Annotated in this window: 37 protein-coding genes; all 37 read right to left on the bottom strand. The window is 39.3% G+C overall.

The features are described 5' to 3' along the window. Positions 1-261 precede the first annotated feature (261 nt). The 37 genes from rplQ to H7T99_RS05310 all read right to left on the bottom strand — a co-directional run bounded on the left by rplQ (position 262) and on the right by H7T99_RS05310 (position 23,957). Entirely contained in the window at positions 262-648 is a 387-nt protein-coding gene (gene rplQ / locus H7T99_RS05490) for a 50S ribosomal protein L17 (RefSeq protein ID WP_002885709.1), read from the bottom strand. A gap of 17 nt (positions 649-665) precedes the next feature. Further along, positions 666-1,604, bottom strand: a complete 939-nt coding sequence (locus H7T99_RS05485; RefSeq protein ID WP_002885793.1) for a DNA-directed RNA polymerase subunit alpha — start codon at positions 1,602-1,604, stop codon at positions 666-668. A gap of 48 nt (positions 1,605-1,652) precedes the next feature. Next, positions 1,653-2,036 carry a 30S ribosomal protein S11 gene (rpsK, locus tag H7T99_RS05480; RefSeq protein ID WP_002885718.1) on the bottom strand — a complete coding sequence of 128 codons (384 nt, stop codon included), beginning with the start codon at positions 2,034-2,036 and terminating at the stop codon, positions 1,653-1,655. Between the two features lie 26 nt (positions 2,037-2,062). Continuing rightward, on the bottom strand, positions 2,063-2,428 hold the full coding sequence (gene rpsM / locus H7T99_RS05475) for a 30S ribosomal protein S13 (RefSeq protein ID WP_002885820.1): 366 nt from the start codon (positions 2,426-2,428) through the stop codon (positions 2,063-2,065). A 17-nt stretch (positions 2,429-2,445) separates the two neighbouring features. After that, positions 2,446-2,562 carry a 50S ribosomal protein L36 gene (gene rpmJ / locus H7T99_RS05470; RefSeq protein WP_000868345.1) on the bottom strand — a complete coding sequence of 39 codons (117 nt, stop codon included), beginning with the start codon at positions 2,560-2,562 and terminating at the stop codon, positions 2,446-2,448. 25 nt (positions 2,563-2,587) lie between these two features. After that, complete coding sequence (gene infA / locus H7T99_RS10580) at positions 2,588-2,806, bottom strand: translation initiation factor IF-1 (RefSeq protein ID WP_001040189.1); 219 nt, start codon at positions 2,804-2,806, stop codon at positions 2,588-2,590. A 117-nt stretch (positions 2,807-2,923) separates the two neighbouring features. Then, positions 2,924-3,562, bottom strand: coding sequence for an adenylate kinase (locus H7T99_RS05460; protein ID WP_021144709.1), 639 nt, complete (start codon positions 3,560-3,562; stop codon positions 2,924-2,926). Between the two features lie 131 nt (positions 3,563-3,693). Continuing rightward, entirely contained in the window at positions 3,694-4,989 is a 1,296-nt protein-coding gene (gene secY, locus H7T99_RS05455) for a preprotein translocase subunit SecY (protein WP_002892081.1), read from the bottom strand. A gap of 16 nt (positions 4,990-5,005) precedes the next feature. Next, positions 5,006-5,446 (bottom strand): 50S ribosomal protein L15, encoded by a 441-nt coding sequence (rplO, locus tag H7T99_RS05450; RefSeq protein ID WP_002885849.1) that lies wholly within the window; start codon positions 5,444-5,446, stop codon positions 5,006-5,008. A 127-nt stretch (positions 5,447-5,573) separates the two neighbouring features. Beyond that, positions 5,574-5,756 carry a 50S ribosomal protein L30 gene (gene rpmD / locus H7T99_RS05445; RefSeq protein WP_002885773.1) on the bottom strand — a complete coding sequence of 61 codons (183 nt, stop codon included), beginning with the start codon at positions 5,754-5,756 and terminating at the stop codon, positions 5,574-5,576. A 14-nt stretch (positions 5,757-5,770) separates the two neighbouring features. Next, on the bottom strand, positions 5,771-6,265 hold the full coding sequence (gene rpsE, locus H7T99_RS05440; RefSeq protein WP_002885626.1) for a 30S ribosomal protein S5: 495 nt from the start codon (positions 6,263-6,265) through the stop codon (positions 5,771-5,773). 18 nt (positions 6,266-6,283) lie between these two features. Continuing rightward, complete coding sequence (gene rplR, locus H7T99_RS05435; protein WP_002885810.1) at positions 6,284-6,640, bottom strand: 50S ribosomal protein L18; 357 nt, start codon at positions 6,638-6,640, stop codon at positions 6,284-6,286. 89 nt (positions 6,641-6,729) lie between these two features. Continuing rightward, entirely contained in the window at positions 6,730-7,266 is a 537-nt protein-coding gene (gene rplF / locus H7T99_RS05430; RefSeq protein ID WP_002887056.1) for a 50S ribosomal protein L6, read from the bottom strand. Positions 7,267-7,392: 126 nt separating this feature from the next. After that, the gene (gene rpsH / locus H7T99_RS05425; protein WP_002885642.1) at positions 7,393-7,791 is read right to left on the bottom strand and encodes a 30S ribosomal protein S8; all 399 of its coding nucleotides are present in this window, start codon (positions 7,789-7,791) and stop codon (positions 7,393-7,395) included. Positions 7,792-7,913: 122 nt separating this feature from the next. After that, entirely contained in the window at positions 7,914-8,099 is a 186-nt protein-coding gene (locus H7T99_RS05420) for a type Z 30S ribosomal protein S14 (protein WP_001085699.1), read from the bottom strand. Positions 8,100-8,116: 17 nt separating this feature from the next. After that, on the bottom strand, positions 8,117-8,659 hold the full coding sequence (rplE, locus tag H7T99_RS05415; RefSeq protein WP_002887058.1) for a 50S ribosomal protein L5: 543 nt from the start codon (positions 8,657-8,659) through the stop codon (positions 8,117-8,119). 26 nt (positions 8,660-8,685) lie between these two features. Then, positions 8,686-8,991 carry a 50S ribosomal protein L24 gene (gene rplX, locus H7T99_RS05410; RefSeq protein ID WP_002885874.1) on the bottom strand — a complete coding sequence of 102 codons (306 nt, stop codon included), beginning with the start codon at positions 8,989-8,991 and terminating at the stop codon, positions 8,686-8,688. Between the two features lie 80 nt (positions 8,992-9,071). Then, positions 9,072-9,440 (bottom strand): 50S ribosomal protein L14, encoded by a 369-nt coding sequence (gene rplN, locus H7T99_RS05405; protein WP_002885711.1) that lies wholly within the window; start codon positions 9,438-9,440, stop codon positions 9,072-9,074. A 24-nt stretch (positions 9,441-9,464) separates the two neighbouring features. Continuing rightward, complete coding sequence (rpsQ, locus tag H7T99_RS05400; protein ID WP_002885836.1) at positions 9,465-9,725, bottom strand: 30S ribosomal protein S17; 261 nt, start codon at positions 9,723-9,725, stop codon at positions 9,465-9,467. 27 nt (positions 9,726-9,752) lie between these two features. Further along, positions 9,753-9,959 (bottom strand): 50S ribosomal protein L29, encoded by a 207-nt coding sequence (rpmC, locus tag H7T99_RS05395; protein WP_002885754.1) that lies wholly within the window; start codon positions 9,957-9,959, stop codon positions 9,753-9,755. 9 nt (positions 9,960-9,968) lie between these two features. Continuing rightward, positions 9,969-10,382, bottom strand: coding sequence for a 50S ribosomal protein L16 (rplP, locus tag H7T99_RS05390; RefSeq protein ID WP_000960950.1), 414 nt, complete (start codon positions 10,380-10,382; stop codon positions 9,969-9,971). A gap of 3 nt (positions 10,383-10,385) precedes the next feature. Next, positions 10,386-11,039, bottom strand: a complete 654-nt coding sequence (rpsC, locus tag H7T99_RS05385) for a 30S ribosomal protein S3 (RefSeq protein ID WP_002885727.1) — start codon at positions 11,037-11,039, stop codon at positions 10,386-10,388. Positions 11,040-11,051: 12 nt separating this feature from the next. Continuing rightward, on the bottom strand, positions 11,052-11,396 hold the full coding sequence (gene rplV / locus H7T99_RS05380) for a 50S ribosomal protein L22 (protein ID WP_002887063.1): 345 nt from the start codon (positions 11,394-11,396) through the stop codon (positions 11,052-11,054). Between the two features lie 15 nt (positions 11,397-11,411). After that, positions 11,412-11,690, bottom strand: coding sequence for a 30S ribosomal protein S19 (gene rpsS, locus H7T99_RS05375; protein ID WP_000533765.1), 279 nt, complete (start codon positions 11,688-11,690; stop codon positions 11,412-11,414). Between the two features lie 93 nt (positions 11,691-11,783). Beyond that, complete coding sequence (gene rplB / locus H7T99_RS05370; protein ID WP_002887065.1) at positions 11,784-12,617, bottom strand: 50S ribosomal protein L2; 834 nt, start codon at positions 12,615-12,617, stop codon at positions 11,784-11,786. Between the two features lie 17 nt (positions 12,618-12,634). Beyond that, positions 12,635-12,931: a 50S ribosomal protein L23 gene (locus H7T99_RS05365; RefSeq protein WP_002887066.1), complete on the bottom strand. Its 297-nt coding sequence runs from the start codon at positions 12,929-12,931 to the stop codon at positions 12,635-12,637. After that, complete coding sequence (gene rplD, locus H7T99_RS05360; RefSeq protein ID WP_002885795.1) at positions 12,931-13,554, bottom strand: 50S ribosomal protein L4; 624 nt, start codon at positions 13,552-13,554, stop codon at positions 12,931-12,933. Before rplD ends, H7T99_RS05365 begins: the two co-directional genes overlap by 1 nt. Before the next feature lie 24 nt (positions 13,555-13,578). After that, entirely contained in the window at positions 13,579-14,205 is a 627-nt protein-coding gene (rplC, locus tag H7T99_RS05355) for a 50S ribosomal protein L3 (protein ID WP_002885755.1), read from the bottom strand. Positions 14,206-14,319: 114 nt separating this feature from the next. Beyond that, the gene (gene rpsJ / locus H7T99_RS05350; protein WP_002885653.1) at positions 14,320-14,628 is read right to left on the bottom strand and encodes a 30S ribosomal protein S10; all 309 of its coding nucleotides are present in this window, start codon (positions 14,626-14,628) and stop codon (positions 14,320-14,322) included. 243 nt (positions 14,629-14,871) lie between these two features. Continuing rightward, complete coding sequence (gene ruvB, locus H7T99_RS05345; protein ID WP_037601298.1) at positions 14,872-15,873, bottom strand: Holliday junction branch migration DNA helicase RuvB; 1,002 nt, start codon at positions 15,871-15,873, stop codon at positions 14,872-14,874. Between the two features lie 80 nt (positions 15,874-15,953). Next, the gene (locus H7T99_RS05340; RefSeq protein WP_014635144.1) at positions 15,954-17,777 is read right to left on the bottom strand and encodes an acyltransferase family protein; all 1,824 of its coding nucleotides are present in this window, start codon (positions 17,775-17,777) and stop codon (positions 15,954-15,956) included. Next, positions 17,774-18,184: a membrane protein gene (locus H7T99_RS05335; protein ID WP_002885750.1), complete on the bottom strand. Its 411-nt coding sequence runs from the start codon at positions 18,182-18,184 to the stop codon at positions 17,774-17,776. The genes H7T99_RS05340 and H7T99_RS05335 overlap by 4 nt, the downstream gene beginning before the upstream one ends. After that, entirely contained in the window at positions 18,181-18,615 is a 435-nt protein-coding gene (locus H7T99_RS05330; RefSeq protein WP_022496078.1) for a low molecular weight protein-tyrosine-phosphatase, read from the bottom strand. Before H7T99_RS05330 ends, H7T99_RS05335 begins: the two co-directional genes overlap by 4 nt. Positions 18,616-18,890: 275 nt before the next feature. Continuing rightward, positions 18,891-20,183, bottom strand: coding sequence for an adenylosuccinate synthase (locus H7T99_RS05325; RefSeq protein WP_037601293.1), 1,293 nt, complete (start codon positions 20,181-20,183; stop codon positions 18,891-18,893). Positions 20,184-20,432: 249 nt separating this feature from the next. Further along, positions 20,433-20,939: a DNA topology modulation protein gene (locus tag H7T99_RS05320; protein ID WP_022495839.1), complete on the bottom strand. Its 507-nt coding sequence runs from the start codon at positions 20,937-20,939 to the stop codon at positions 20,433-20,435. A 514-nt stretch (positions 20,940-21,453) separates the two neighbouring features. Further along, the gene (locus H7T99_RS05315) at positions 21,454-22,599 is read right to left on the bottom strand and encodes a low temperature requirement protein A (RefSeq protein ID WP_014635148.1); all 1,146 of its coding nucleotides are present in this window, start codon (positions 22,597-22,599) and stop codon (positions 21,454-21,456) included. Between the two features lie 347 nt (positions 22,600-22,946). Next, complete coding sequence (locus H7T99_RS05310) at positions 22,947-23,957, bottom strand: YeiH family protein (RefSeq protein WP_037601289.1); 1,011 nt, start codon at positions 23,955-23,957, stop codon at positions 22,947-22,949. Between the last annotated feature and the right edge of the window lie 149 nt (positions 23,958-24,106).

The following is a 24,106-nucleotide window of genomic DNA, read 5'->3' as shown; positions in this document are numbered from 1 at the left end:
ACATACAAAAAGAGAAAACCTATCAGGTTCTCTCTAGATGTTAGCTTTTCGTCACCCACTACAGTTGACAAGGAGCCACAAAAAAACGCCTGCTTACGAAAAATAACCGTATTACCTTTCGTAAACAAGCGTTACATGCTTATTTATTCCCATTTTTATGATGAGTGTTCCCGCTAGGCGTATGCCCAGCGGTAGACCAGAGCTAGACTAAGAAAAGCTAAGCTATTCCATCATCATAACACTCAACAAAATTGATAAAAATTAAACAAGTTCGATGATTGCCATTGGGGCAGCATCGCCACGACGTGGTTCTGTTTTAAGGATACGAGTGTATCCACCGTTACGTTCAGCATAACGAGGTGCGATTTCTGAGAAAAGTTTTTGAAGAGCAGTTGTTGATGTATATTTATCAGTTGCTTCATCATAGCTTTCAGATGCAATTTCGTTACGTACAAATGCAGCTGCTTGACGACGTGCGTGCAAATCACCACGTTTACCAAGAGTGATCATTTTTTCAACTGTTTTACGGATTTCTTTAGCACGTGCTTCAGTTGTAACGATTGCTTCGTTAATGATAAGATCTGTAGTCAAATCACGAAGAACCGCTTTACGTTGTGAGCTTGTGCGTCCAAGTTTACGGTAAGCCATGTTATCCTCCTATATTATTATTTATCGTTTTTGAGTCCAAGTCCAAGATCAGCCAACTTAACTTTGACTTCTTCAAGAGATTTACGACCTAGGTTACGGACTTTCATCATTTCAGGCTCAGTTTTTTCTGTCAAATCATGAACGGTATTAATACCGGCACGTTTCAAACAGTTATATGAGCGTACAGACAAATCAAGTTCTTCGATGGTACGGTCAAGCACCTTTTCATCGTTCACTTTTTCAGTTTCTTTCATTACATCAGTAGCTTTAGCAACATCAGTAAGGTCAGTAAACAAGTTCAAGTGTTCAATCAAAACGCGAGCCGAGAGACCGAGGGCATCTTCAGGGATGATTGTTCCGTTTGTCATGATTTCGATTGTCAATTTATCAAAACCATCATTGCTACCTACACGGGCAGGTTCAACTTGATAATTGACTTTTTTCACTGGTGTGTAGATTGAATCTACAGCCAATGTTCCCACTGGTGCATCATCTTTCTTGTTTTCATCTGCTGGAACATAACCACGGTTTGTAGCCACTGTCATAGTCGCTTTCAAAGAAGCGCCGTCAGCGATAGTGAAAAGATAATGATCAGGGTTAACAATTTCAATGTCGCTATCAGTCAAGATGTCTCCAGCAGTAACTTCAGCTGGACCTTGGACATCAAGTTCAATTGTCTTTTCGTCTTCGACGTAAGATTTTACAGCAAGTCCTTTAATATTAAGGATGATTTGCATCACGTCTTCACGGACGCCTGGTACGGTATCAAATTCGTGGAGTACTCCATCAATCTTAATTGATGTTACGGCAGCACCTGGAAGTGATGACAAAAGTACACGACGAAGAGAGTTACCCAAAGTTGTACCATAACCACGTTCTAGTGGTTCGATGACAAATTTGCCGTAATCTTTATTTTCATCAATTTTTGTTATTATTGGTTTTTCAAACTCAATCATTTATTATACTCCCTCGAAACGAACCTTGTGTACTATTGTTATTAAAGATTACACACGACGACGTTTTGGAGGACGACAACCATTATGTGGTACAGGTGTTACATCACGGATTGCTGTTACTTCAAGACCTGCAGCAGCAAGAGCACGGATAGCAGACTCACGACCTGAACCAGGACCTTTAACAGTTACTTCAACTGTTTTAAGACCATGTTCTTGTGCAGATTTAGCAGCAGCTTCTGAAGCCATTTGTGCAGCAAATGGTGTAGATTTACGAGAACCTTTGAAACCTAGAGCACCAGCTGATGACCATGCTACAGCGTTACCATGCACATCTGTAATCATAACAATAGTGTTATTGAAAGTAGCGTGAATGTGAGCAATACCAGATTCGATATTCTTTTTCACACGACGTTTACGTGTTGGTTTAGCCAATGTTTTTACCTCCTATTTTATTTTAATTATTTTTTCTTACCTGCAATCGCAACAGCTTTACCTTTACGAGTGCGGGCATTGTTTTTAGTGTTTTGTCCACGGACAGGAAGTCCACGACGGTGACGGATACCACGGTATGAACCGATTTCCATCAAACGTTTGATGTTAAGGTTAACTTCACGACGAAGGTCACCTTCAACTTTGATTGCATCCACTTCGCGACGGATAGCGTCTTCTTGATCATTTGTCAAATCTTTAACGCGGATGTCTTCAGAAACGCCTGCAGCAGCCAAGATTTTCTTAGATGTTGCAAGTCCGATACCGTATACGTAAGTAAGTGAAATTACTACACGTTTATCGTTTGGAATGTCAACTCCAGCAATACGAGCCATGATTTCTCCTTTCTATATTATCCTTGACGTTGTTTGTGTTTTGGATTTGTTGGACAAATTACCATAACACGACCGTTACGACGAATAACTTTACAGTATTCGCAAATTGGTTTAACCGATGGTCTTACCTTCATGTTTCAATCCCTCCAATTATTTCGATTATTTAAAGCGGTATGTGATGCGTCCACGTGTCAAATCATAAGGACTCATTTCAACAGTCACACGGTCACCGACCAAAATACGAATGTAGTTTTTACGGATTTTACCAGAAACTGTCGCCAAAATTTGGTGTCCATTTTCCAATTCAACAGTAAACATAGCATTAGGCATAGTTTCTACAACTTTACCTTCAATTTCAATCACGTCTTCTTTTGCCACGCAAAAGTACCCCCTAAAATTTCGATTTGATTTCCTCTGAGCACAGAGGTAACAATTATAAGTCAGACTAAAGTATTATAACATGCTTAAGTCTGATACGCAAGTAAGATTATATAATTATTTAATTGCTGCAATCGCTTTTTTAACATCAGCGAATACATCGTCGATATCTTGGTTACCTTGAATATCAGATACAAGACCAAGCTCACGGTAATGTGCAATAATTGGCTCACCTTGAGCAATATTCACATCCAAGCGGCGTTTCACTGTTTCTGGTTTGTCATCTTCACGTTGGTAATAGTCTTCTTCCTTGTAGTCAGCTGGTGGGTTGAATACTTTATGGTAAGTTTCACCTGTTTCGCGGTGAATAATACGACCACTCAAGCGTTCAAGAAGGCAAGATGGATCCACTTCGATATTGATTACTCCATCAAGCTCCAAACCAAGATCAACCAAGATTTGATCCAAGGCATGAGCTTGTTCGATTGTGCGAGGAAAACCATCCAAAAGGAATCCTTTTTCCTTAATGTCGTCTTGAGCCAAACGCTCTTTAACGATTCCGTTTGTTACTTCATCTGGTACCAATTCACCTTTATCGATGAATGATTTGGCCAAAACACCCATTTCAGTTTGGTTAGCCATAGCAGCACGGAACATATCACCAGTTGAGATGTGAGCTACACCAAATTCTTCAACAATTTTTGCAGCTTGAGTCCCTTTACCAGCACCTGGTAGACCCATAATTAAAAGATTCATCTTACGAACTCCTTATTTTTGTTTTCAAATAACTCTATCAAGGTTTTAACACATTGGTAGAGTTATCAAAAAACAAAAGAGAAGGGACAGAAAGTAACCTTTCTTTCCCTCTCAATTGTTCATGAGAAGACTTAGTCTTCAAGATTCATAAATCCAACGTACTGACGTTTCAATAGGTAACCTTCGAGTTGTTTCATACCTTCGATACCAGTTGAAATCAAGATCAAGAGAGATGTACCACCAAGCGCGATTGAGCTTGTAAGGTGCATAAACTGTTGAGCCGCAATTGGAGCCAATGAAATAAACGCGAGAAATACAGCCCCGATTGTTGCCAATCTCTTAAGCAATGAAGACATGTACTTTTCAGTCTCACGACCTGGACGAACACTAGGAATGTAAGACCCATTCTTTTGAAGATTTTCAGCAGTTTTTTCAGGATTTACTTGGACAAATGTGTAGAAGAATGAGAATAAGATAATCAATATCGCATAAGTAATCATTCCACTAGGTGTATTATACGAGAGTAGTCCTTGTAAGTGTGATAACCATGTAACCTTCGAGAAGAATGGAAGAATAGTACTAGGAATTGTTGTAATCGAGCTAGCAAAGATAACGGGAATAACACCAGCTGGATTTACTTTCAATGGAAGGTAAGAACTCGTTGGAGCCCCTTGAACCAATTTAGTATATTGAATTGGAATTTGATATTCTGCCTGTTGAACAAAGGTCGTAAAGAAGACAATCGCCAAACCTACCACAATTAACAAAGCAACTATGATATATGAACGAGTCAATTCTCCTGAACGAACATTGACAAAGAAATCCTCGTAAATCGTTGAGAACATTTTTGGAATAGAAGCAATGATCCCTGAAAAGATAATCATTGACACACCATTACCAAAACCTTTATCTGTGATTTGTTCACCAAGCCATGTCACAATTATGCTACCAGCAGTTAGAATTGTCCCAATCAATAGGTAGGTTGAAACATTTGGTGTTTTAACCAATGAAATTGATGAGAGAGTATTAAAACTTGCTGTAATACCAATCGATTGAACAAAGGCTAAAACAAGAGTGATGTAGCGAGTCGCTTGGTTCAATTTACGACGACCAACTTCCCCTTGTTTGCCCCACTCTACAAATTTTGGATAAATATCCATCTGCAAAAGTTGGACAATGATTGATGCTGTAATGTAAGGACTAACCCCCATCGAGAAGATAGAGAAGTTATTCATGGCATTACCAGACACCAAGTTAAGCATGTTCAAGAAAGGTAAATCACTTAATTGTTTCAAACTTTCCGCATTGATACCAGGAACTGTTACATGAGTCCCTACACGAAAAACGAAAATAATGAAGATTGTAAATAAAATCTTATTACGAACGTTTTTGACTTTCAATGCGTCTTTTAATAGTTTAAAGAACATAATGAGTTACCCCTCATTAGATGACTTCGATTGAACCACCTTTAGCAGTGATAGCTGCTTCAGCAGATTTTGAGAATTTAGCTGCTTTAACAGTCAATTTCTTAGTCAATTCGCCGTTACCAAGAACTTTAACGCCTGATTTTTCAGCACGAACGATTCCAGCTTCTTTAAGAACTGCTGGAGTTACTTCTGTACCATCTTCAAAGACGTTCAATTGATCAAGGTTTACAAGTGCGTATTCTTTAGCGTTGATGTTAGTGAATCCACGTTTTGGAAGACGACGGAACAATGGAGTTTGTCCACCTTCAAATCCTGGACGTACGCCACCACCGCTACGAGCTTTTTGACCTTTTTGACCACGGCCTGAAGTTTTACCGTTACCAGATGAAGTACCACGACCTACACGGTTACGGACTTTACGAGAACCTTCAGCAGGTTTCAATTCATGAAGTTTCATTATTATTTTCTCCTCTTTTTGTAAAATGCTAGCGCCTCTAACCAAGTAAGGTAGCTCAATTAGAAACTCGCCTATACATGAAATTCAGTTTAAGTCGCAAGGGAACCCTCACGACTTAAATCAATTTTTATTTAACGTCTTCCACAGTTACCAAGTGAGATACTGCGTTGACCATACCACGGATAGCAGCGTTGTCTTCTTTAACAACTGAGCTATTCAATTTACCAAGTCCAAGAGCAACAACTGTTTTACGTTGTTCTGGTTTGCGTCCGATTGGAGACTTAGTCAAAGTAATTTTAATTTGAGCCATTGTTATCTCCTTTCTTATGCCAAGTCAGATACTGAGATGCCACGAAGAGCCGCAACTTCTTCAGCACGTTTAAGTTGTTTCAATCCTTCAACAGTCGCACGAACGATGTTGATTGGAGTGTTTGAACCGAGTGATTTAGATGTTACATCAGCAACACCCGCCAATTCGATGACGGCACGAACTGCACCACCAGCGGCAACCCCAGCCCCTTCAACAGCTGGTTTCAACAATACTTTCGCTCCACCAAATTCTGAACGAACTTCGTGAGGAATAGTTGTACCAACCATAGGAACTTCGATAAGGTTTTTCTTAGCTGCTTCAACTGCTTTACGGATAGCTTCTGGAACCTCTTGAGATTTACCAGTACCAAATCCTACGCGACCATTACGGTCACCAACAACAACAAGAGCAGCAAAACGCATGTTGCGTCCACCTTTTACAACTTTAGTAACACGGTTGATAGCAACTACGCGTTCTTCAAGTTCTACTGCATTATCTTTAAATGCCATTATTAAGTGTCCTCCCTATTAGAATTTCAATCCGTTTTCACGAGCTGAGTCAGCCAAAGCTTTAACACGTCCGTGATAGAGATATCCACCGCGGTCAAACACCACTTCAGAAATACCTTTAGCTACTGCGCGTTCAGCAACAAGTTTACCGACAACAACGGCTTGTTCTGTTTTAGTTCCTTTAGAAACTTCTTTATCAAGAGTTGATGCACTTGCGAGCGTTACACCCGCTACGTCATCAATAACTTGAGCGTAGATGCCTGTATTAGAACGGAAAATGTTCAAACGTGGGCGATCAGCAGTTCCAGAGAGTTTTCCGCGAACGCGACGGTGGCGTTTTTGGCGGAGTTTGTTTTTATCTGGTTTCGAAATCACAATTTTCACCTCTTAATTATAATGCTTGCTCATGAGAGCTTTTGGTAAAGAGACAATCCAAAAAGAATTGCCAAAAGGATAAAATCCTATTATTTACCAGTTTTACCTTCTTTACGACGTACGTATTCACCAACGTAACGGATACCTTTACCTTTGTAAGGTTCTGGTGAACGAAGGCTACGGATGTAAGCAGCTGTTTGACCAACAACTTCTTTGTTAATACCACTTACAACGATTGAAGTTGCAGATGGTACTTCAAAAGTAATACCTTCTGGAGCTTCAACTTCGTCTTGGTGAGATTTACCAACTGAAAGAACAAGTTTTGTTCCTTGGAGTTGCGCACGATATCCGACACCGCGCATTTCAAGTTCTTTTTTGAAACCTTCAGAAACACCAACAACCATGTTGTTCAAGTTTGCACGTGAAGTACCGTGGATTGTTTTGTTTTCTTTTGAGTCGTTTGGACGGTGAAGTGTAACTTCATTGCCTTCAACTTTGATTTCAATGTTTTTGTTAAACTCACGAGTGAGTTCGCCTTTAGGTCCTTTAACAGTAACAACGTTATCGTTGTTTGTTACTTCAACACCAGCAGGCAAAGTAATAACTTTATTACCAATACGTGACATAGTATTTAATTCTCCTGTTAGATTATCAAGCCACAAAGTGACTAGTTTTCACGGGGATGAGTTTCATAGAATATAATCAACGAAACTCGCACAAATCATTTGAGATAAGTGCTTAGTATCAGCTTCTTACCAAACGTAAGCGATAACTTCTCCACCAACGTTCTTTTGGCGAGCTTCTTTATCAGTCAAAAGACCTTCTGAAGTAGAGATGATCGCGATTCCAAGTCCGTTAAGAACTTTAGGAACATCTTCACGTTTAGAGTAAACACGAAGACCTGGTTTAGAAATACGTTTCAAGTTAGTGATAACACGTTCACCGTTTTGTCCGTATTTCAAGAATACGCGGATGATGCCTTGTTTATCATCTTCGATAACTTCAACATTTTTTACGAAACCTTCACGTTTAAGGATTTCAGCGATACCTTTTTTAATGTTTGATGCAGGTACTTCAAGTACTTCGTGTTTAGCTTGGTTAGCGTTACGAATACGTGTCAAGAAATCTGCAATTGGGTCAGTCATAACCATTTTATATTTTCTCCTCTTACTAGTAGTTTGAATAATTCACTTGCTAGTTAATGATTGAGCTAGGCTCAGATTGTATTAAATACATTCAAATTAGATGAAACTAACTTAAATGTACCATGTTTTTACCAAGAAGCTTTGGTAACACCTGGAATTTGACCTTTGTAAGCCAATTCACGGAAGCAAACACGGCAAAGTTTAAATTTGCGATAAACTGAGTGTGGACGTCCACAACGTTCGCAACGAGTGTAAGCTTGCGTAGAGAACTTCGCAGGGCGTTTGTTCTTAGCAATCATTGATTTTTTAGCCAATTTATTTACCTCCTAGATTATTTTGCAAAAGGCATTCCAAGGCCTTTAAGCAATTCACGACCTTCTTCGTCAGTGTTAGCAGTAGTTACGATAACGATATCCATACCACGTACTTTATCAACATCGTCGAAGTTGATTTCTGGGAAGATAAGTTGTTCTTTAACACCAAGTGTGTAGTTACCACGTCCATCAAATGATTTAGTTGGAACACCATGGAAGTCACGAACACGTGGAAGTGATACTGATACCAATTTATCCAAGAATTCGTACATGCGTTCACCACGAAGGGTAACTTTAGCACCGATCGCTACACCTTCACGAAGACGGAAGCCAGCGATTGATTTCTTAGCTTTAGTAATCAATGGTTTTTGACCTGAAATAAGTGCCAACTCAGCAGCAGCTTTTTCAAGAGTTTTAGCGTTGTTTACAGCTTCACCAACACCCATGTTGATAACGATTTTATCAACTTTTGGTACAGCCATAACTGAAGAATAATTGAATTTTTCAGTCAAAGCTGGAATTACTTCGTTAGTGTATTTTTCTTTAAGACGGTTAGCCATTTAATACTTTCTCCTTTCCTTCGTGATTAGTCAAGCACTTCGCCTGATTTTTTGTTGTAACGAACTTTTTTGCCGTCAACAACTTTGTAACCTACACGTCCAGCTACACCGTTCTTGTCAAGAACTTGAACGTTTGAAGCGTGGATTGGTGCTTCTTTTTCCACGATAGCACCTTGAGGGTTTTCAGCTGATGGTTTTTGGTGTTTTTTGATGATTGCAACACCTTCAACAACAACTTTGTTTACTTTTGGAAGAGCTTTAAGAACTACTGCTTCAGTTCCTTTGTCTTTACCAGCAATAACGCGAACTTTATCGCCTTTTTTTACAAACATTTGAGTATTTCTCCTATTATTTCTTACGCCCTAATGGGCACCCTGAACATTTCAGGGGACTAAGTTTGTGTTAATTCAGATTAAAGTACTTCTGGCGCCAAAGATACGATACGCATGTATCCACCTTCACGCAATTCACGTGCAACAGGGCCAAAGATACGAGTTCCACGAGGAGTTTTGTCATCGCGGATGATTACTGCAGCGTTATCATCAAACTTGATGTATGAACCGTCTGGACGGCGAGCACCAGTTTTTGTACGAACGATAACAGCTTTAACAACATCACCTTTTTTAACAGCTCCACCTGGTGTAGCTTGTTTAACAGTTGCAACGATAACGTCGCCGATGTTAGCGAATTTACGTCCTGAACCACCAAGAACTTTGATAGTCAAGATTTCACGAGCACCGCTATTATCAGCAACTTTTAAGCGACTTTCTTGTTGAATCATTTCAATTGTCTCCTTTTAGTTTTATTAGATAATAACAGCTTCTTCCACAACTTCTACAAGACGGAAGCGTTTTGTAGCTGAAAGTGGGCGAGTTTCCATGATACGAACGATATCGCCTTCTTTAGCAACGTTGTTTTCATCATGTGCTTTGTATTTTTTAGAATAGTTGATACGTTTACCATAGACTGGGTGGTTACGTTTAGTTTCAACTACAACTGTGATTGTTTTATCCATCTTGTCAGATACTACGCGTCCAACAAGGGTTTTACGTTGATTACGTTCCATTATTAGAATTGCTCCTTTCCCAATCTATTATTTGATTTCAGATTGCACAGTTTTAACACGTGCAATTTGTTTTTTCACTTCGTTCAAACGGGCAGTTTGATCAAGTTGACCTGCTGCAGCTTGGAAACGAAGGTCGAAAAGTTCTTTCTTAAGTTCGTTTTCTTTTTTAGCAAGCTCTTCTTGAGACAAGCCACGAAGCTCAGCAACAAACTTTTTGATTTCTTCAAGTTTCATGTCTTCTCCTTATTCTGCTTCACGTTTCACGAATTTACATTTAACTGGCAATTTGTGGCTAGCAAGACGAAGCGCTTCACGTGCAACTTCTTCAGAAACACCTGCGATTTCGAACATTACTTTACCACGTTTAACTGGTGCTACCCAACCTTCAGGTGCCCCTTTACCAGAACCCATACGTACACCGATAGCTTTAGCAGTGTATGATTTGTGTGGGAAGATCTTAATCCAAACCTTACCACCACGTTTCATGTAACGAGTCATGGCAATACGAGCAGCCTCGATTTGACGGTTTGTAATCCAGTGGCTAGTTGTAGCTTGAAGACCGTATTCACCGAATGATACTTCTTTACCACCTTTAGCCTCACCGCGCATTTTTCCACGGAATTCACGACGGTGTTTAACACGTTTAGGTACTAACATTTGTTATTTGCCTCCTTTAGTGTTTTTACGAGCTGGAAGAACTTCTCCACGGTAGATCCAAACTTTAACACCAAGTTTACCGTAAGTTGTGTCAGCTTCTTCCCAAGCGTAATCGATATCAGCACGAAGTGTGTGAAGTGGAACTGTACCTTCAGAGTATCCTTCTGCACGGGCGATATCTGCACCGTTCAAACGACCTGATACTTGAGTTTTGATTCCTTTAGCTCCAGCACGCATTGCACGTTGGATAGCTTGTTTTTGTGCACGACGGAAAGCAACACGTTGCTCAAGTTGGCGAGCAATTGTTTCACCAACAAGGTGAGCGTCCAAATCAGGTTTCTTGATTTCAACGATGTTGATGTGTACTTGTTTTCCAGTCAATTTGTTAAGTTGAGCGCGAAGAGCGTCAACGTTTGATCCACCTTTACCGATAACCATACCTGGTTTTGCAGTGTGAAGTGAAACAATAACTTTGTTTACAGCACGTTCGATTTCAATAGTTGAAACTGAAGCGTCTGCAAGTTCTTTTTGAATGAATTTGCGGATTGCCAAATCTTCGTGAAGGTAATCTGCGTATTCTTTTTCAGCATACCATTTCGCATCCCAGTCACGGATGATCCCGACACGCATACCAATTGGATGTACTTTTTGACCCACGAGTTTACCTCCTTATTTTTCTGACACAACTACTGTTACGTGAGTTGTGCGTTTGTTGATTGGTGAAGCTGAACCTTTCGCACGTGGACGGAAACGTTTCATTGTTGGTCCTTCGTTTGCGAATGTTTCAGATACTACCAAGTTAGCTTTTTCCAAACCAAAGTTGTTTTCTGCGTTAGCGATAGCAGAGTTAAGAGTTTTCTCAACAATGCGAGCTGCTTTGTTTGGAGTGAATTTCAAGATTGCGATTGCATCAGCAACGTTCTTACCACGGATAAGATCAAGAACAAGACGTGTTTTACGAGGTGAAACACGCACTGTACGAGCCATTGCTTTAGCTGAAGTAATTTCTGCCATTGTGTCCTCCTCCTATTAACGACGTGTTTTCTTATCGTCAGCTGCGTGACCTTTGTAAGTACGAGTTGGTGCAAATTCACCAAGTTTGTGACCTACCATGTCTTCTTGGATGTAAACAGGAACGTGTTTACGTCCATCATAAACTGCGATAGTGTATCCGATGAAACTTGGGAAAATCGTTGAACGACGTGACCAAGTTTTAATTACTTTTTTCTTTTCGTCATTTGCTTGAGCTTCAACTTTTTTCATCAAATGCTCATCGACGAAAGGTCCTTTTTTAAGACTACGTCCCATTTTGTAGTTTTCTCCTTTAAATTGAATGTACCACAGCGGCTTGCACTAAGAAATGCTACCGAGTTGGCGGATGTTATGTGCTAAGCGACTAAATTATTTTTCGTTACGACGACGAACGATAAGTTTGTCAGATTTAGCTTTCTTGTTACGAGTTTTAAGACCAAGCGCAGGTTTACCCCATGGAGTAGATGGCGCTTTACGTCCAACTGGTGCTTTACCTTCACCACCACCGTGTGGGTGATCGTTAGGGTTCATTACAGAACCACGAACTGTTGGGCGAATACCTTTCCAGCGATTACGGCCGGCTTTACCAAGGTTGATAAGTGATTGTTGTTCGTTACCTACAGTACCGATAGTTGCACGACATGTACCAAGAACCATACGAACTTCACCTGATTGAAGACGAACAAGTACGTATTTACCTTCTTGACCCAAAACTTGAGCAGAAGCACCAGCGGCACGGATAAGTTCAGCACCTTTACCTGGTTGAAGCTCGATGTTGTGGATAACTGTACCAACTGGGATGTTTGCAAGTGGAAGAGCGTTACCAATCTTGATATCCGCATCTGGACCTGAAACGATACGTTGACCTACTTCAAGACCTTTAGGTGCGATGATGTAAGCTTTAACCCCGTCAGTATAGTGTACAAGAGCGATGTTTGCAGTACGGTTTGGATCATACTCAATTGTTTTAACAACTGCTTCAACGCCATCTTTGTTACGTTTGAAGTCAATCAAACGGTAGTGACGTTTGTGTCCGCCACCTTGGTGACGTACTGTGATACGACCGTTGTTGTTACGACCAGCTTTGTTCTTAAGAGAAACAAGCAATGATTTTTCAGGAGTGCTTGTAGTGATTTCTGCGAAATCCAAAGAAGTCATGTTACGACGGCCATTTGTCGTTGGTTTATAAACTTTAATACCCACGTTAATTTCTCCTTTGATTATTCAGCTTCAGCTGCAAACAACTCGATTGCTTTAGAATCAGCTGTAAGAGTGATGATAGCTTTTTTAGTTTTTGAAGTGAAACCAGTGTAACGTCCAACACGTTTTTGTTTTGGTTTAACAGTTACAGTGTTCACGCTAGCAACTTTAACACCTTCAAATGCAGCTTCAACTGCTTGTTTGATCAAGAGTTTGTGTGCACGTGTATCAACTTCGAAAGTGTATTTTCCTGCTTCAAGAGCAATCATAGATTTCTCAGTGATAACAGGTTTTTTGATTACGTCATACAAATTCATTATGCAAGAACCTCCTCGATTGATGAGATAGCTTCTTTAGTAACAAGAAGTTTATCTGCGTTTACGATGTCAAGTACACTTGCAGTTGCAGGAGTTGCAACAGTTACGTTTGCAAGGTTACGTGCTGAAAGTTCAGCGAATTTGTTTCCTTCTTCAACGATAACAAGTACTTTAGAATCGATGCTAAGAGCTGAAAGAACGTTTGCGAATTCAGCAGTTTTTGGAGCTGCAAATGAAAGAGCTTCAACTGCTACAAATTTATCTTCTGCAACTTTAGCTGAGTAAACAGATTTCAATGCAAGGCGACGAACTTTTTGTGGAAGTTTGTATCCGTAAGAACGTGGAGTTGGTCCGAAGACAACACCACCACCACGCCATTGTGGTGAGCGGATAGAACCTTGACGAGCACGTCCAGTTCCTTTTTGACGCCATGGTTTACGTCCACCACCTGATACTGCTGAACGGTTTTTAACCGCGTGAGTACCTTGGCGAAGGCTAGCACGTTGGCTGATTACGACATCAAATACTACTGATTCGTTTGGTTCGATACCGAAGATAGCGTCGTTAAGTTCAACTGTGCTAACTTCTTTACCAGTTTGGTCAAATAGTTTTACGTTTGCCATTTTTAACTGATTTCTCCTTTCTTATTATTTAGCAGCTTTAACTGCTGATTTGATAGTGATAAGAGATTTCTTAGCACCTGGTACGTTACCTTTGATAAGGATAACGTTTTTCTCTGGGATAACTTGTACAACTTCAAGGTTTTGAATTGTCACACGGTTGCCACCCATACGTCCTGCCAAGTGTTTGTTTTTGAAAACACGGTTAGGCGCAACAGGTCCCATTGAACCTGGACGACGGTGGTAACGAGAACCGTGAGCCATAGGTCCGCGTGATTGACCGTGGCGTTTGATAACACCTTGGAAACCTTTACCTTTTGAAGTACCAGTTACGTCAACAACATCTCCAGCTTCGAATGTGTCAACAGTGATTTCTGATCCAACTTCCAAGCCTTCAATGTTTTTGAATTCACGAATGAAGCGCTTAGGAGCTGTGTTAGCTTTCGCTACGTGGCCTTTGGCAGGTTTGTTGCTCAATACTTCGCGTTTGTCGTCAAAACCAACTTGAACTGCTTCGTAACCGTCTGTTTCAACAGTTTTAACTTGAAGCACAACGTTTGGAGTAGCTTCGATGACAGTAACAGGGATAAATTCACCTGCTTCAGTGAAGATTTGAGTCATTCCCACTTTTTTCCCTAAGATTCCTTTTGTCATGAGAAAATATTTCCTTTACTTTATTGTTTTTTCAAAAAGTTTTTTATGAGCGTTTTTTATGCTCAAAAAAGTTTTTAACGAGCGTTTTTTATGCTCAATGAATCAAGCTTTAAATTAAAGTTTGATTTCTACGTTCACACCACTTGGAAGATCAAGTTTCATCAAAGCGTCAACTGTTTTTTGAGTTGGGTTGATGATGTCGATAAGACGTTTGTGTGTACGCATTTCAAATTGTTCGCGAGAATCTTTATATTTGTGAGTCGCACGAATAATTGTGTAGAGACTACGTTCAGTTGGAAGTGGAACTGGCCCAGCAACTGTCGCACCTGTGCGAGTTGCAGTTTCTACGATTTTTTCAGCCGCTGTATCAAGCGTACGGTGTTCGTAAGCTTTCAAACGGATACGAATTTTTTTGTTTGCCATTTTTTCTCCTCTTTCGTCTATTTAAGATAATAGGCTAGCTCCTCAAGAAAACCAACACGGATTGCGTGGCAGTGCAACCAGGCGTGTCGCAACCTCTTGTATCATAGCTAAGCGCTGTATTTACAGCACCATAATATAATAACAAAAGAACCCACTCATTGCAAGGGATTTTTAAAGTTTTTTTCTTTTTTCTTTATTTTCTTTTTGACTAAACAAAAAAATCCACCTTCGATGGATTTTTTATCAACTTTCTTTAGTGTAGTCGTACCCCATGTGTTCATAGGCTTTAACCGTTGCAACACGTCCTATTCGTGTTCGCATAATAAATCCTTTTTGAATTAGATAGGGTTCATACATATCTTCTACCGTTTCTCGCTCTTCAGCAATATTAACTGACAAGGTCCCTAGACCAACCGGTCCACCACCATACATCTCAATCATGGTTCGGAGAATTTTTTGGTCGACATAATCTAGTCCTTCATGGTCCACATCCAACATAGTCAACGCCTTGTCTGCAATCTTATCATCAATGATGCCATCACCCATAATTTGTGCATAGTCTCTCACGCGCTTAAGTAGGCGGTTAGCAATACGAGGCGTCCCACGGCTACGACGTGCTAGCTCTAGAGCAGCTTCAGGTGTTATAGTCATGTCAAAGATTTCTGAAGTACGTTCAATAATTTCCTTCAAATCTGGTAGCTCATAATATTCCATATGACCATTAATCCCAAAGCGAGCCCTCAATGGATTTGACAACATACCTGCTCGAGTAGTTGCACCTACTAATGTGAAAGGTGGTAACTCTAGATGGACACTACGACTTGTTTCGCCTGCACCAATCATGATATCAATGTAGTAATCTTCCATAGCACTATAAAGAACTTCTTCCACTGCCATAGGCATCCGGTGAATCTCATCAATAAATAAGATATCACCTGGCTCCAAGTCATTGAGTATGGCAACTAAATCACCAGCCTTTTCAATTGCTGGCCCAGACGTCTGCTTTAAATTAACGCCCATCTCATTAGCTATCACAAAAGCCATGGTTGTTTTCCCCAAACCTGGAGGACCAAACAAAAGAGTATGATCTAGTGCTTCATCACGAAGTTTAGCTGCCTCTATAAAAATCTTTAATTGGTCTTTAACCTTATCTTGACCAATATATTCCTTAAAGTACTGAGGACGAAGGGTACGCTCAACATACTCTTCATCTCCTAGTAAATCATTATCTAATATTCTTGTCATAGGCTTATTTTAGCACAAAACAAAAAATGCAGTCAAAATTTGTCCATAAAAAAGAAGACAAGACTTGCCTTCTCTTTTAATTATTTCTTACCACCCTTAACTGGTGCTTTATCAGCTTTCTCTATAGCTTCTTTAATTGTCTTAGTATAGAGTTTAGCACCACGGTTAATTGAGTCGCTATCGGATCCAAAGTGAACCCCATCTGTACCATTCCAGATAGAAATATTTTCTTTAGCCACTTGATACCAGTCAGCAACCGTCACAAAGTCGTATTTCTTAGCCATCTCTAACTCATACTTACGTAACTGAATCAAAGATTGGGCCTCATTACCAGATTTACTACCATTATATGGTGTCACAAAGATAATATGGTGACCCTTAGGTAAATTCTTGATGATTTTATTAATAACGCCTTTATAGTCGTCAATCTCATTAACACCACCAGCAATGACAACATCCTTAGCAAGAGCATTACTATCCGCGTAATCTTTAAGCAAATCATTGATTGTTGATAGGTTACGACTGACAACTGCATCTATAGCGACATTATCAATACTTGATTCCAGCTGATCTTTTGATCTAAGAGCTACGGAGTCCCCTAAAACTGTCACTCCCTTATTCACACCAAATGAAGTAGCCTGACTGTTTTCCGCATTGGTACGCGTTAATTTCATCTTAGTCTGAGCTTGCGACAAACCATTAGCTTCTAAATCTTTCTCGAAGTTCCCTACAGCTGGCGCAAAGAGAGAAATAAGCACTGTAATTAAAGTAAGACCACTAAAAACATAAAGCACAATATGTCGGTACGGCGTCAAGTCTAAATCTATTCCAAAGAGACTGGCCTTTCTTCCTGCAATAAATGGCTCTATTATATAGTAGGAAAGTGTTGCGAAAACAATTGACAGAATCGTTGTCAGAATGACTGCAATAATATTATTGGTCAATTGACTAAAGATAATATATAGCGGCCAGTGAAAAAGATAGACACTATAGCTAATCTCTGCCAAATAACTAATAAGAGCAGGCTCTGATTTTCCAGGCAATTTCTCATGGAGGACACGGGCAGAGTAAATCATAACAGCCGTGAACAAACTAGCTAAAACAAAACCAAATAGATAGGTAATGCGTTCCTCAAAATGGAGAACTAAGCCCAACAATACGAGCAAGGCAAAACTTCCTACCATATAAAGGACTGTCTTTTTCAGAGTCCAAAGGCGTATATTTTTCTTGAACCTAGCGGTCGTTTCATACACACCTGAAAGTGTCGCAAAGAGAGAACCTAGGAAGAATGGATAGGCATGCGTAATTGATGAGAAATATAAGCGAGAAAAACTATCAACAAAGAAAGCACTAATAAACATTGATAGAAAACTCACCATAAAGCAGGCAAGAGATACCATAAAGACTAGGCTTCTAAATTGATTTTGATGTTTAACACGCTTAGCTAGGAACCAAAGCAAGGCACCCCAAAGAATATAATAGTGAACCTCAATAGCCAGACTCCATGTATGGAGGTAAATATGCTGGTTAAACTGGTTCTCATAATTTCCCCCGGTCAAAATCTCATAATAGTTAGTTACAAAACCGATAACAGAGGTGATTTGACGTCCAATACCTGCAATAAAATCATTTCGAACCAAGAGTGCCAAAGGGGTGCAGATAAGAACCATCAACACAAGTGGTGGTACTATCCGGTAGAAGCGTCGTCGCATAAAACCAAGGTAATCAATGCGATGCGTCCTAGATACCTCATCAATCAAAAGCGCTGTAATCAAATACCCTGAGAAGGTAAAGAAGACATCAACACCGATGAAGCCCCCAGGAAGAATACTTGGGAAGAAATGATAGATCAGAACCAAAAGAAGTCCTGTCACACGAATATAAGAAAACCAGTTAATTCTCATCCTTTAAAAATCCCCTGTTTAAATTTTCCTTTGTAGGTAACCTTATTTTCAGTAGTCAATTTTCCTTGACCATCGGCTTGGCCAGACTTGAACTCACCTTGATAAATCCAACCCTCATGAGATTTGAAGGTTCCTTGACCATTAAAGGAACCATTCTTAAATTCTCCTGTGTAGGTATCACCATTGTCATAGGTCAAAGTTCCTTGACCATTCAAACGGTGGTTCTGCATCTGACCTTTATAGGTAATCTTAGTCCCATCAATCTTGATAGAATGTTGCGTTTTTATAGTCACCAAAAACAAGGACAGGGCACATAAAATAATAACCCCTACTGTGATACGCTCAAATTGATTTCGGTCAATATCAATATTTTTAAAATCAAAATCCTTTAGTTGTTTAAAATTCATTGTCTATCCTTAATCCACTGTAACCAGTCTCGACAACCTGCAGTTACCAATTTATATGTTTCTTCAAAGTCACCTGTGTACCATGGGTCCGGCACTCCACCAGGTCTGAAAAGCTTGATTTTATCGTCATAATGCCCTGCAGATATCTGTAGAAGATCCTCAACATTTGACTCATCCATTCCCACAACTAGATCAAAGAACTCAAAATCAGCCTGACTAATCTGCTGTGAGCCCTTGGAAGAGTCAAAAGAAATAGCATATTTCCTTAAAATCTTTTGGGTACCTTGATGAACTGGATTTCCATGCTCCCATGAAGATGTCGCGCGACTTTCGATATGCAAAGACTCTCCTTGGTCCAGCTCTTTCATCACAAATTCTGCCATTGGGCTACGACAAATATTCCCCAGACAAACAAATACAATCTTCTTCATTATTCACCTCTTGCCCAAAGCTATTAAGAGATATGCTCACTTATTTTCTTTGTCAAAATTACGAACACACTTTTAAATCATGAAAGTAGGTTCTCATTAATTTTCATTTAATCAATCCATATTATACCGAAAAACTAATCAAATAGAAAGGTTTCTCTCCTAATCATATCGAAAAATTAGTAACCTTTTTTAATAGTTGCAACATTCATATTAATCCATAAGTTTAAGGCGTGAGAAAAGAGAACCTAGTTTCCTAGATTCTCCTTTTGTTGGCTTTAGATATTTGACCAAACACTTTCAAGAATGTTTGTTTGTTCACGTCCTGGTCCTACAGAGAAAGTAGAGATACGTACACCTACCAATTCACCAACACGACGAACATAATTACGAGCATTTTCAGGAAGCTCATCTAAACTACGGCAACCTGTGATGTCTTCTTCCCAACCTGGCAATTCTTCATAGATTGGTTTACAGCGTTTCAATTGCTCAAGACTAGCTGGGTAGTAATCAATACGCTCACCATCAAGATCATAAGCTACACAAATTTTTACAGTGTCAAGACCTGAGAGAACATCGATACAGTTCAAGCTGAGGTTTGTGATACCTGATACACGACGGCTATGGCGCATCACCACTGAGTCAAACCATCCTACACGACGTGGACGTCCAGTTGTTGTTCCATATTCATGACCAACTTCACGGATGCGTTCACCCACTTCATCAAATAACTCAGTTGGGAAAGGACCATCACCAACACGACTCGTATAGGCCTTACATACACCAACGACCTTGTTGATTTTAGATGGACCAACACCTGAACCGATTGTAACACCACCCGCAACTGGGTTTGATGACGTTACAAATGGGTAAGTACCTTGGTCAATATCAAGCATAACCCCTTGAGCTCCTTCAAAGAGGACACGTTTGCCTGCATCAAGAGCGTCGTTCAAGATTACAGATGTATCTGTGACATATTGCTTAATTTGTTGTCCATAAGCATAGTACTCTTCAAAAATCTCTTCGAATGATAATTCTTCAGATTCATACATCTTACTGAAAAGACGGTTTTTCTCAGCTAAGTTTGTTTTCAAACGATCAGCAAAGATTTCTTTGTCCAAAAGGTCTGCAATACGGATACCTACACGCGCAGCCTTATCCATATAGGCAGGACCAATACCTTTGTTAGTTGTACCAATCTTATTATCACCTTTAGCAGCTTCTTGCAGTTGATCAAGTTTAATATGGTACGGCAAGATAACGTGCGCACGGTCAGAAATACGAAGGCTCTCTGTTGACACACCTTCGGCATGAAGATATTCCAACTCTTTGACAAGTGATTTAGGATTGACCACTACACCGTTCCCGATAACAGAGATTTTCTCTGGGAAGAAAATACCTGATGGAATCAAGTGCAATTTAAATTTCTTACCATCGATAACAATCGTGTGACCTGCATTGTCTCCACCTTGATAACGTGCGATCACTTCGGCATCTTGACTTAGGAAATCTGTAATTTTCCCTTTACCTTCATCACCCCACTGGGTACCCACAACAACTACTGATGTCATATTATTTTGATAACGGACAGCTCCACCTTTACGAGGCTGTCCCCACCTTTCTTGAAAAACTTCACGGTGGGAATTTCACCCACAAGTTTCGCGTTACAGTTTATTATAGCAGAAAAAAGGCTATTTGTTCAACGTTGAAAGCGCTTCTTACGAAATATTCTGACAGTTATGTCTCGGTTTGCGACTGGTTGCTTACTGTGTATTTTATGTAAAACTACCAGCTATTTTATGACTAAATAATTCTACTAGCTATTTAACCTGCTTCATATAATGATTTAACTGCCTTTGATTCTTTAAAATAATTGTCTTGTCAGAATAATTTTTAATAACTACATTATATTGCTCGACATATTTTTTAGAACGTCCGTCTAATAAAATCCATTTCACAAATGCAAAATCAAATTTTTCATTACAGTCTTCTGCCATGCTAGGACGTGTCTTTCCCCTATATGTTAAATAGCGCCTAAATGCCCGATAGAGACAATTAACTCTGTTAAAGTTGAAATAGACAATACAGTCAGCTTCCCTCATGCGTTCTTCATAAAGACAGGCCGAGTAATTCCCTTCAATAATCCAATCACGTTGTAGCATAAATGTTGATATATCGTCAGTCATTTCATCAACTGTTCGCTCTTGCCAATTTGATGTGAAATGAATTTTATCTAAATGAAGAACCTCACAATTGTAGTGTTGACCTAAAAAGTTTGCCAAAGTAGACTTTCCAGAGCCGCTATAGCCAATGATTGCAATTTTCAATACAGGTCTCCTTTTTCAATTCTGTTTCCTGACTAATATCATAACACAAAGCATATATCTTAGAAGGAATTATCATTTGGAACAACTCTCGTTTGGACAAACAAGCACGTAAAGTTCTGTTTAAAGTGAGTTCTTTCTTAGAAAAATAAAAAAAAGAGACCTACAATCAAGTCTCTTTTCGATATTAAACTGCCCCCTACATGAATTTGTAAGAACTTTTCATATTGAAAATAAACAAAAATGTTGAAATATAGCTGATTTTAGGGAAATACTTTTAGGTATTTTCAATGTCAGGATTTAAAAATGGGGCAAAAGTGGGGCAAAAACAAATTAACGAAAAAAATATCGAGTTCGTGCATCAAGTAAATGATAAATTGCAAGAATAAGTGCAACATTTACTCGAACTCATCCTCTAGAGCTTCACTAGCAGTTCTGTAAGCTAAACATTTTCGTGGTCGGTGATTGATATCATATAAAGCCTTGGTTCCCAAAGCTTTTTTATGTTATAAACTCATTAAAAGAACCCCCAGTTAGATTTGGAATATTTTTTATTCTGTGTCACATAAAAATAAATAAAATGAATGGCTATAGCTAGAGCGAAGATGGTTGCAATACTCAGCACTATTGTAGGATTCGAAGCGAAAACCAAAGAGAGAATCAAGGCAGCCAGATAGAGTGTCGCTTGAGCACAGTAGTAACTTTTCGAATAGCGAAGATAGTTTTTGTTATAGGGCCCATTTGCTAGGACAGCAGCTTGGAAGAGGCCAATTCCGATATAAAAGAAGCTGATTGCAACGAGAAGATTAGCCTCAGGATTCAGAAGAAAACCCATCGAAACTGTCATCAACATAAGCCCAATGAAAATAGGATAGTGACTATAAATTATAAATAATCCCTTTTGATTGGATCCTTCGTCAATAGCATGGTCAAATTCACCAAAATAAAACAAGAACAGAGAAAGCATGATAACGAAATTAAGAACCGAATATATCGAGAAATTCTCAACTGTAAAGAAGTTAACTAGCCCAATAACCATCTCTCCAAACGTAATAATGACAAGAAGGGAGACGCGCTCGATTAAATGGGGAAGATTTACTTGGAAATGCTCATCTTTAGTAATCAAGAAAATTGGCACAATAAATGTTAGCAGAATACTAGCAATAAAGATATAGACTCCAACGTAAATAGGAAAAAGAGCTGCCAGATAGACTCCTAAGCTTTGTAGACCTGTCAACCATAGAAAACCTTTGATACTTTCCCGATCAGCACTATCGGTTGATCCTCTAAAAAACTGAACCAAATATTGAAAAAATAAGGTAAGGGTTAATGTGCCAACAGCCCAACAGGTATGATAGTACCATTGTTGCCAATTGTATCCAATCATATTGGATATAAAGAGCATAAGTCCCATGTTGATAAACATGATTACCATGTTAAATAACGAGTTTGTTCCATAGCGATTGGTATAAATGGTTTGAATCATCCAGGAATTGATGATAACCATGACAGAGATGAAGAAATCAAGTAAAGAGTCCCAAGCCAAAACACCGTTATGAATAGGGTGAATTAAAGCAGTTGCTTTTGAAATTGCAAAAACAAACACTAGGTCATAAAATAGTTCTGAAAATTCTACACGTTTATGCTTAATAAGAGTTGCCATCTTAAGACCTTTCTATTCTAGAAGTACAATTTATTATAACAGAAAATGGTAATGAGAGAAAAGGAGATGCTTAAATAACTTCATGTGACGCGAATTGTCAAAACCTTGGAGCACATTTACCTCATGTACCAACTCACAGGCAGAGTGTTTGATGATTGATAATGAAGAATGGGTAATGAAAAAATTATCGAAATGGATAGGGAATATCCCTTTTTATTTTGCTTTAAATCAGATTTTTGGATGGAATAGTAGATGATAAGACAAAATATCTTTGAAGATACAAAAAGACAAACGCCAAAAATGACGTTTGTCTACGTTCTGAGGTAGCCTTTAGGCTCCCTTTTTTCTTAGAAAATACCGATGAGTAATTGCATGCCAAGACTAGTCAGGATGATAGCGATCCAGCAAAGGGCTCCAAGAAGAATGGATTTTCCACTGGATTTGATCATAGCAACGAGGTTAGTTTTGAGACCAATAGCACTCATAGCCATGATGATGAGGAATTTGGAGAGCTGTTTGAGAGGTGAAAAGAAGCTATTGCTAACACCAAAAGAAGTAAGGACGGTAGTTAGCAGAGAAGCTAGGATGAAGTAGAGAATGAAAACGGGGAAGATTTTTTTAAGCTTTACTCCTTGGTTGTTGTCTTGTTGACGGCTTTGCCAATAGGAGAGGAAGAGAGTAATAGGGATAATAGCTAAGGTACGAGTCAGTTTGACAATGGTTGCAGATTCTAGAGTATTGGTATGATACAGACTATCCCAGGCGCTAGCTGTGGCTGTTACAGAGGAAGTATCGTTGACCGCAGTACCCGCAAAGAGAGCAAAACCTTCGTTGGAGAGATGGAGCCAAGAACCTAGAGTTGGAAAGATAAGAGCTGCCAAGACATTGAAGAAAAAGATGACAGAGATGGCTTGAGCCACCTCTTTTTCTTTAGCATGAATGACAGGGGCTGTAGCAGCAATAGCAGAACCTCCACAAATAGAGGAACCAACACCAATCAAGGTAGCTAGCTTTGTATCTAAGTCAAAAAATCTCTGGAAGAGATAAGCTACAATCAAGGCGATAGAAATGGTTGAAAGAATAACGGGAAGAGAAGATTTTCCAACTGCGAAAACTTGAGAGATATTGAGTCCAAAACCAAGTAAGATAACAGCATACTGAAGCAATTTTTTGGAGCTATAAGTCAAACCAGCATCCAGTTGTTTATAGGGAGTGAGAAAGGGGTAGAGAATCATTCCGATAAAAATGGCGAAAACAGGTGCTCCCACAACAGGCAGAAAGCCTCCTAAAACCCAAGAGATGATAGAAATGATCAGACAGACTAACAGTCCTGCCCAATTTTTTGATAGAAATGACATAAAAACCTCCGAAAATAAATACTCCTTATTATAATCTTATCTGTCAGAAAAGTAAAATAAACAGTAGGAATAAGGTTGTAAATTAACGGAATTTTGCGGTCAGAGAGCTTTTGTAGTTTAATAGATATATGTTCTTTGATCAATAAGGA

Source organism: Streptococcus sp. 17.1 (genome assembly GCF_016648655.1).
Classification (GTDB): domain Bacteria; phylum Bacillota; class Bacilli; order Lactobacillales; family Streptococcaceae; genus Streptococcus; species Streptococcus salivarius_E.
Note: the sequence above shows the minus strand (reverse complement) of the source record. Positions and strands in the feature narration are given on the sequence as shown.

Excerpts from the sequence above, each read along its gene's own strand:
- rplQ (WP_002885709.1), bottom strand. The coding sequence starts at position 648 with ATGGCTTACCGTAAACTTGGACGCACAAGCTCACAACGTAAAGCGGTT.
- H7T99_RS05485 (WP_002885793.1), bottom strand. The coding sequence starts at position 1,604 with ATGATTGAGTTTGAAAAACCAATAATAACAAAAATTGATGAAAATAAA.
- rpsM (WP_002885820.1), bottom strand. The coding sequence starts at position 2,428 with ATGGCTCGTATTGCTGGAGTTGACATTCCAAACGATAAACGTGTAGTA.
- rpmJ (WP_000868345.1), bottom strand. The coding sequence starts at position 2,562 with ATGAAGGTAAGACCATCGGTTAAACCAATTTGCGAATACTGTAAAGTT.
- H7T99_RS05460 (WP_021144709.1), bottom strand. The coding sequence starts at position 3,562 with ATGAATCTTTTAATTATGGGTCTACCAGGTGCTGGTAAAGGGACTCAA.
- secY (WP_002892081.1), bottom strand. The coding sequence starts at position 4,989 with ATGTTCTTTAAACTATTAAAAGACGCATTGAAAGTCAAAAACGTTCGT.
- rplO (WP_002885849.1), bottom strand. The coding sequence starts at position 5,446 with ATGAAACTTCATGAATTGAAACCTGCTGAAGGTTCTCGTAAAGTCCGT.
- rpmD (WP_002885773.1), bottom strand. The coding sequence starts at position 5,756 with ATGGCTCAAATTAAAATTACTTTGACTAAGTCTCCAATCGGACGCAAA.
- rpsE (WP_002885626.1), bottom strand. The coding sequence starts at position 6,265 with ATGGCATTTAAAGATAATGCAGTAGAACTTGAAGAACGCGTAGTTGCT.
- rplF (WP_002887056.1), bottom strand. The coding sequence starts at position 7,266 with ATGTCACGTATTGGTAATAAAGTTATTACTTTGCCTGCTGGTGTTGAA.
- rpsH (WP_002885642.1), bottom strand. The coding sequence starts at position 7,791 with ATGGTTATGACTGACCCAATTGCAGATTTCTTGACACGTATTCGTAAC.
- rplE (WP_002887058.1), bottom strand. The coding sequence starts at position 8,659 with ATGGCTAACCGTCTTAAAGAAAAATACACTAACGAAGTAATTCCAGCT.
- rplX (WP_002885874.1), bottom strand. The coding sequence starts at position 8,991 with ATGTTTGTAAAAAAAGGCGATAAAGTTCGCGTTATTGCTGGTAAAGAC.
- rplN (WP_002885711.1), bottom strand. The coding sequence starts at position 9,440 with ATGATTCAACAAGAAAGTCGCTTAAAAGTTGCTGATAATAGCGGTGCT.
- rpsQ (WP_002885836.1), bottom strand. The coding sequence starts at position 9,725 with ATGGAACGTAATCAACGTAAAACCCTTGTTGGACGCGTAGTATCTGAC.
- rpmC (WP_002885754.1), bottom strand. The coding sequence starts at position 9,959 with ATGAAACTTGAAGAAATCAAAAAGTTTGTTGCTGAGCTTCGTGGCTTG.
- rplP (WP_000960950.1), bottom strand. The coding sequence starts at position 10,382 with ATGTTAGTACCTAAACGTGTTAAACACCGTCGTGAATTCCGTGGAAAA.
- rplV (WP_002887063.1), bottom strand. The coding sequence starts at position 11,396 with ATGGCAGAAATTACTTCAGCTAAAGCAATGGCTCGTACAGTGCGTGTT.
- rpsS (WP_000533765.1), bottom strand. The coding sequence starts at position 11,690 with ATGGGACGTAGTCTTAAAAAAGGACCTTTCGTCGATGAGCATTTGATG.
- H7T99_RS05365 (WP_002887066.1), bottom strand. The coding sequence starts at position 12,931 with ATGAATTTGTATGACGTAATCAAAAAACCTGTTATCACTGAGAAATCT.
- rplD (WP_002885795.1), bottom strand. The coding sequence starts at position 13,554 with ATGGCAAACGTAAAACTATTTGACCAAACTGGTAAAGAAGTTAGCACA.
- rplC (WP_002885755.1), bottom strand. The coding sequence starts at position 14,205 with ATGACAAAAGGAATCTTAGGGAAAAAAGTGGGAATGACTCAAATCTTC.
- rpsJ (WP_002885653.1), bottom strand. The coding sequence starts at position 14,628 with ATGGCAAACAAAAAAATTCGTATCCGTTTGAAAGCTTACGAACACCGT.
- ruvB (WP_037601298.1), bottom strand. The coding sequence starts at position 15,873 with ATGACAAGAATATTAGATAATGATTTACTAGGAGATGAAGAGTATGTT.
- H7T99_RS05340 (WP_014635144.1), bottom strand. The coding sequence starts at position 17,777 with ATGAGAATTAACTGGTTTTCTTATATTCGTGTGACAGGACTTCTTTTG.
- H7T99_RS05335 (WP_002885750.1), bottom strand. The coding sequence starts at position 18,184 with ATGAATTTTAAACAACTAAAGGATTTTGATTTTAAAAATATTGATATT.
- H7T99_RS05330 (WP_022496078.1), bottom strand. The coding sequence starts at position 18,615 with ATGAAGAAGATTGTATTTGTTTGTCTGGGGAATATTTGTCGTAGCCCA.
- H7T99_RS05325 (WP_037601293.1), bottom strand. The coding sequence starts at position 20,183 with ATGACATCAGTAGTTGTTGTGGGTACCCAGTGGGGTGATGAAGGTAAA.
- H7T99_RS05315 (WP_014635148.1), bottom strand. The coding sequence starts at position 22,599 with ATGGCAACTCTTATTAAGCATAAACGTGTAGAATTTTCAGAACTATTT.
- H7T99_RS05310 (WP_037601289.1), bottom strand. The coding sequence starts at position 23,957 with ATGTCATTTCTATCAAAAAATTGGGCAGGACTGTTAGTCTGTCTGATC.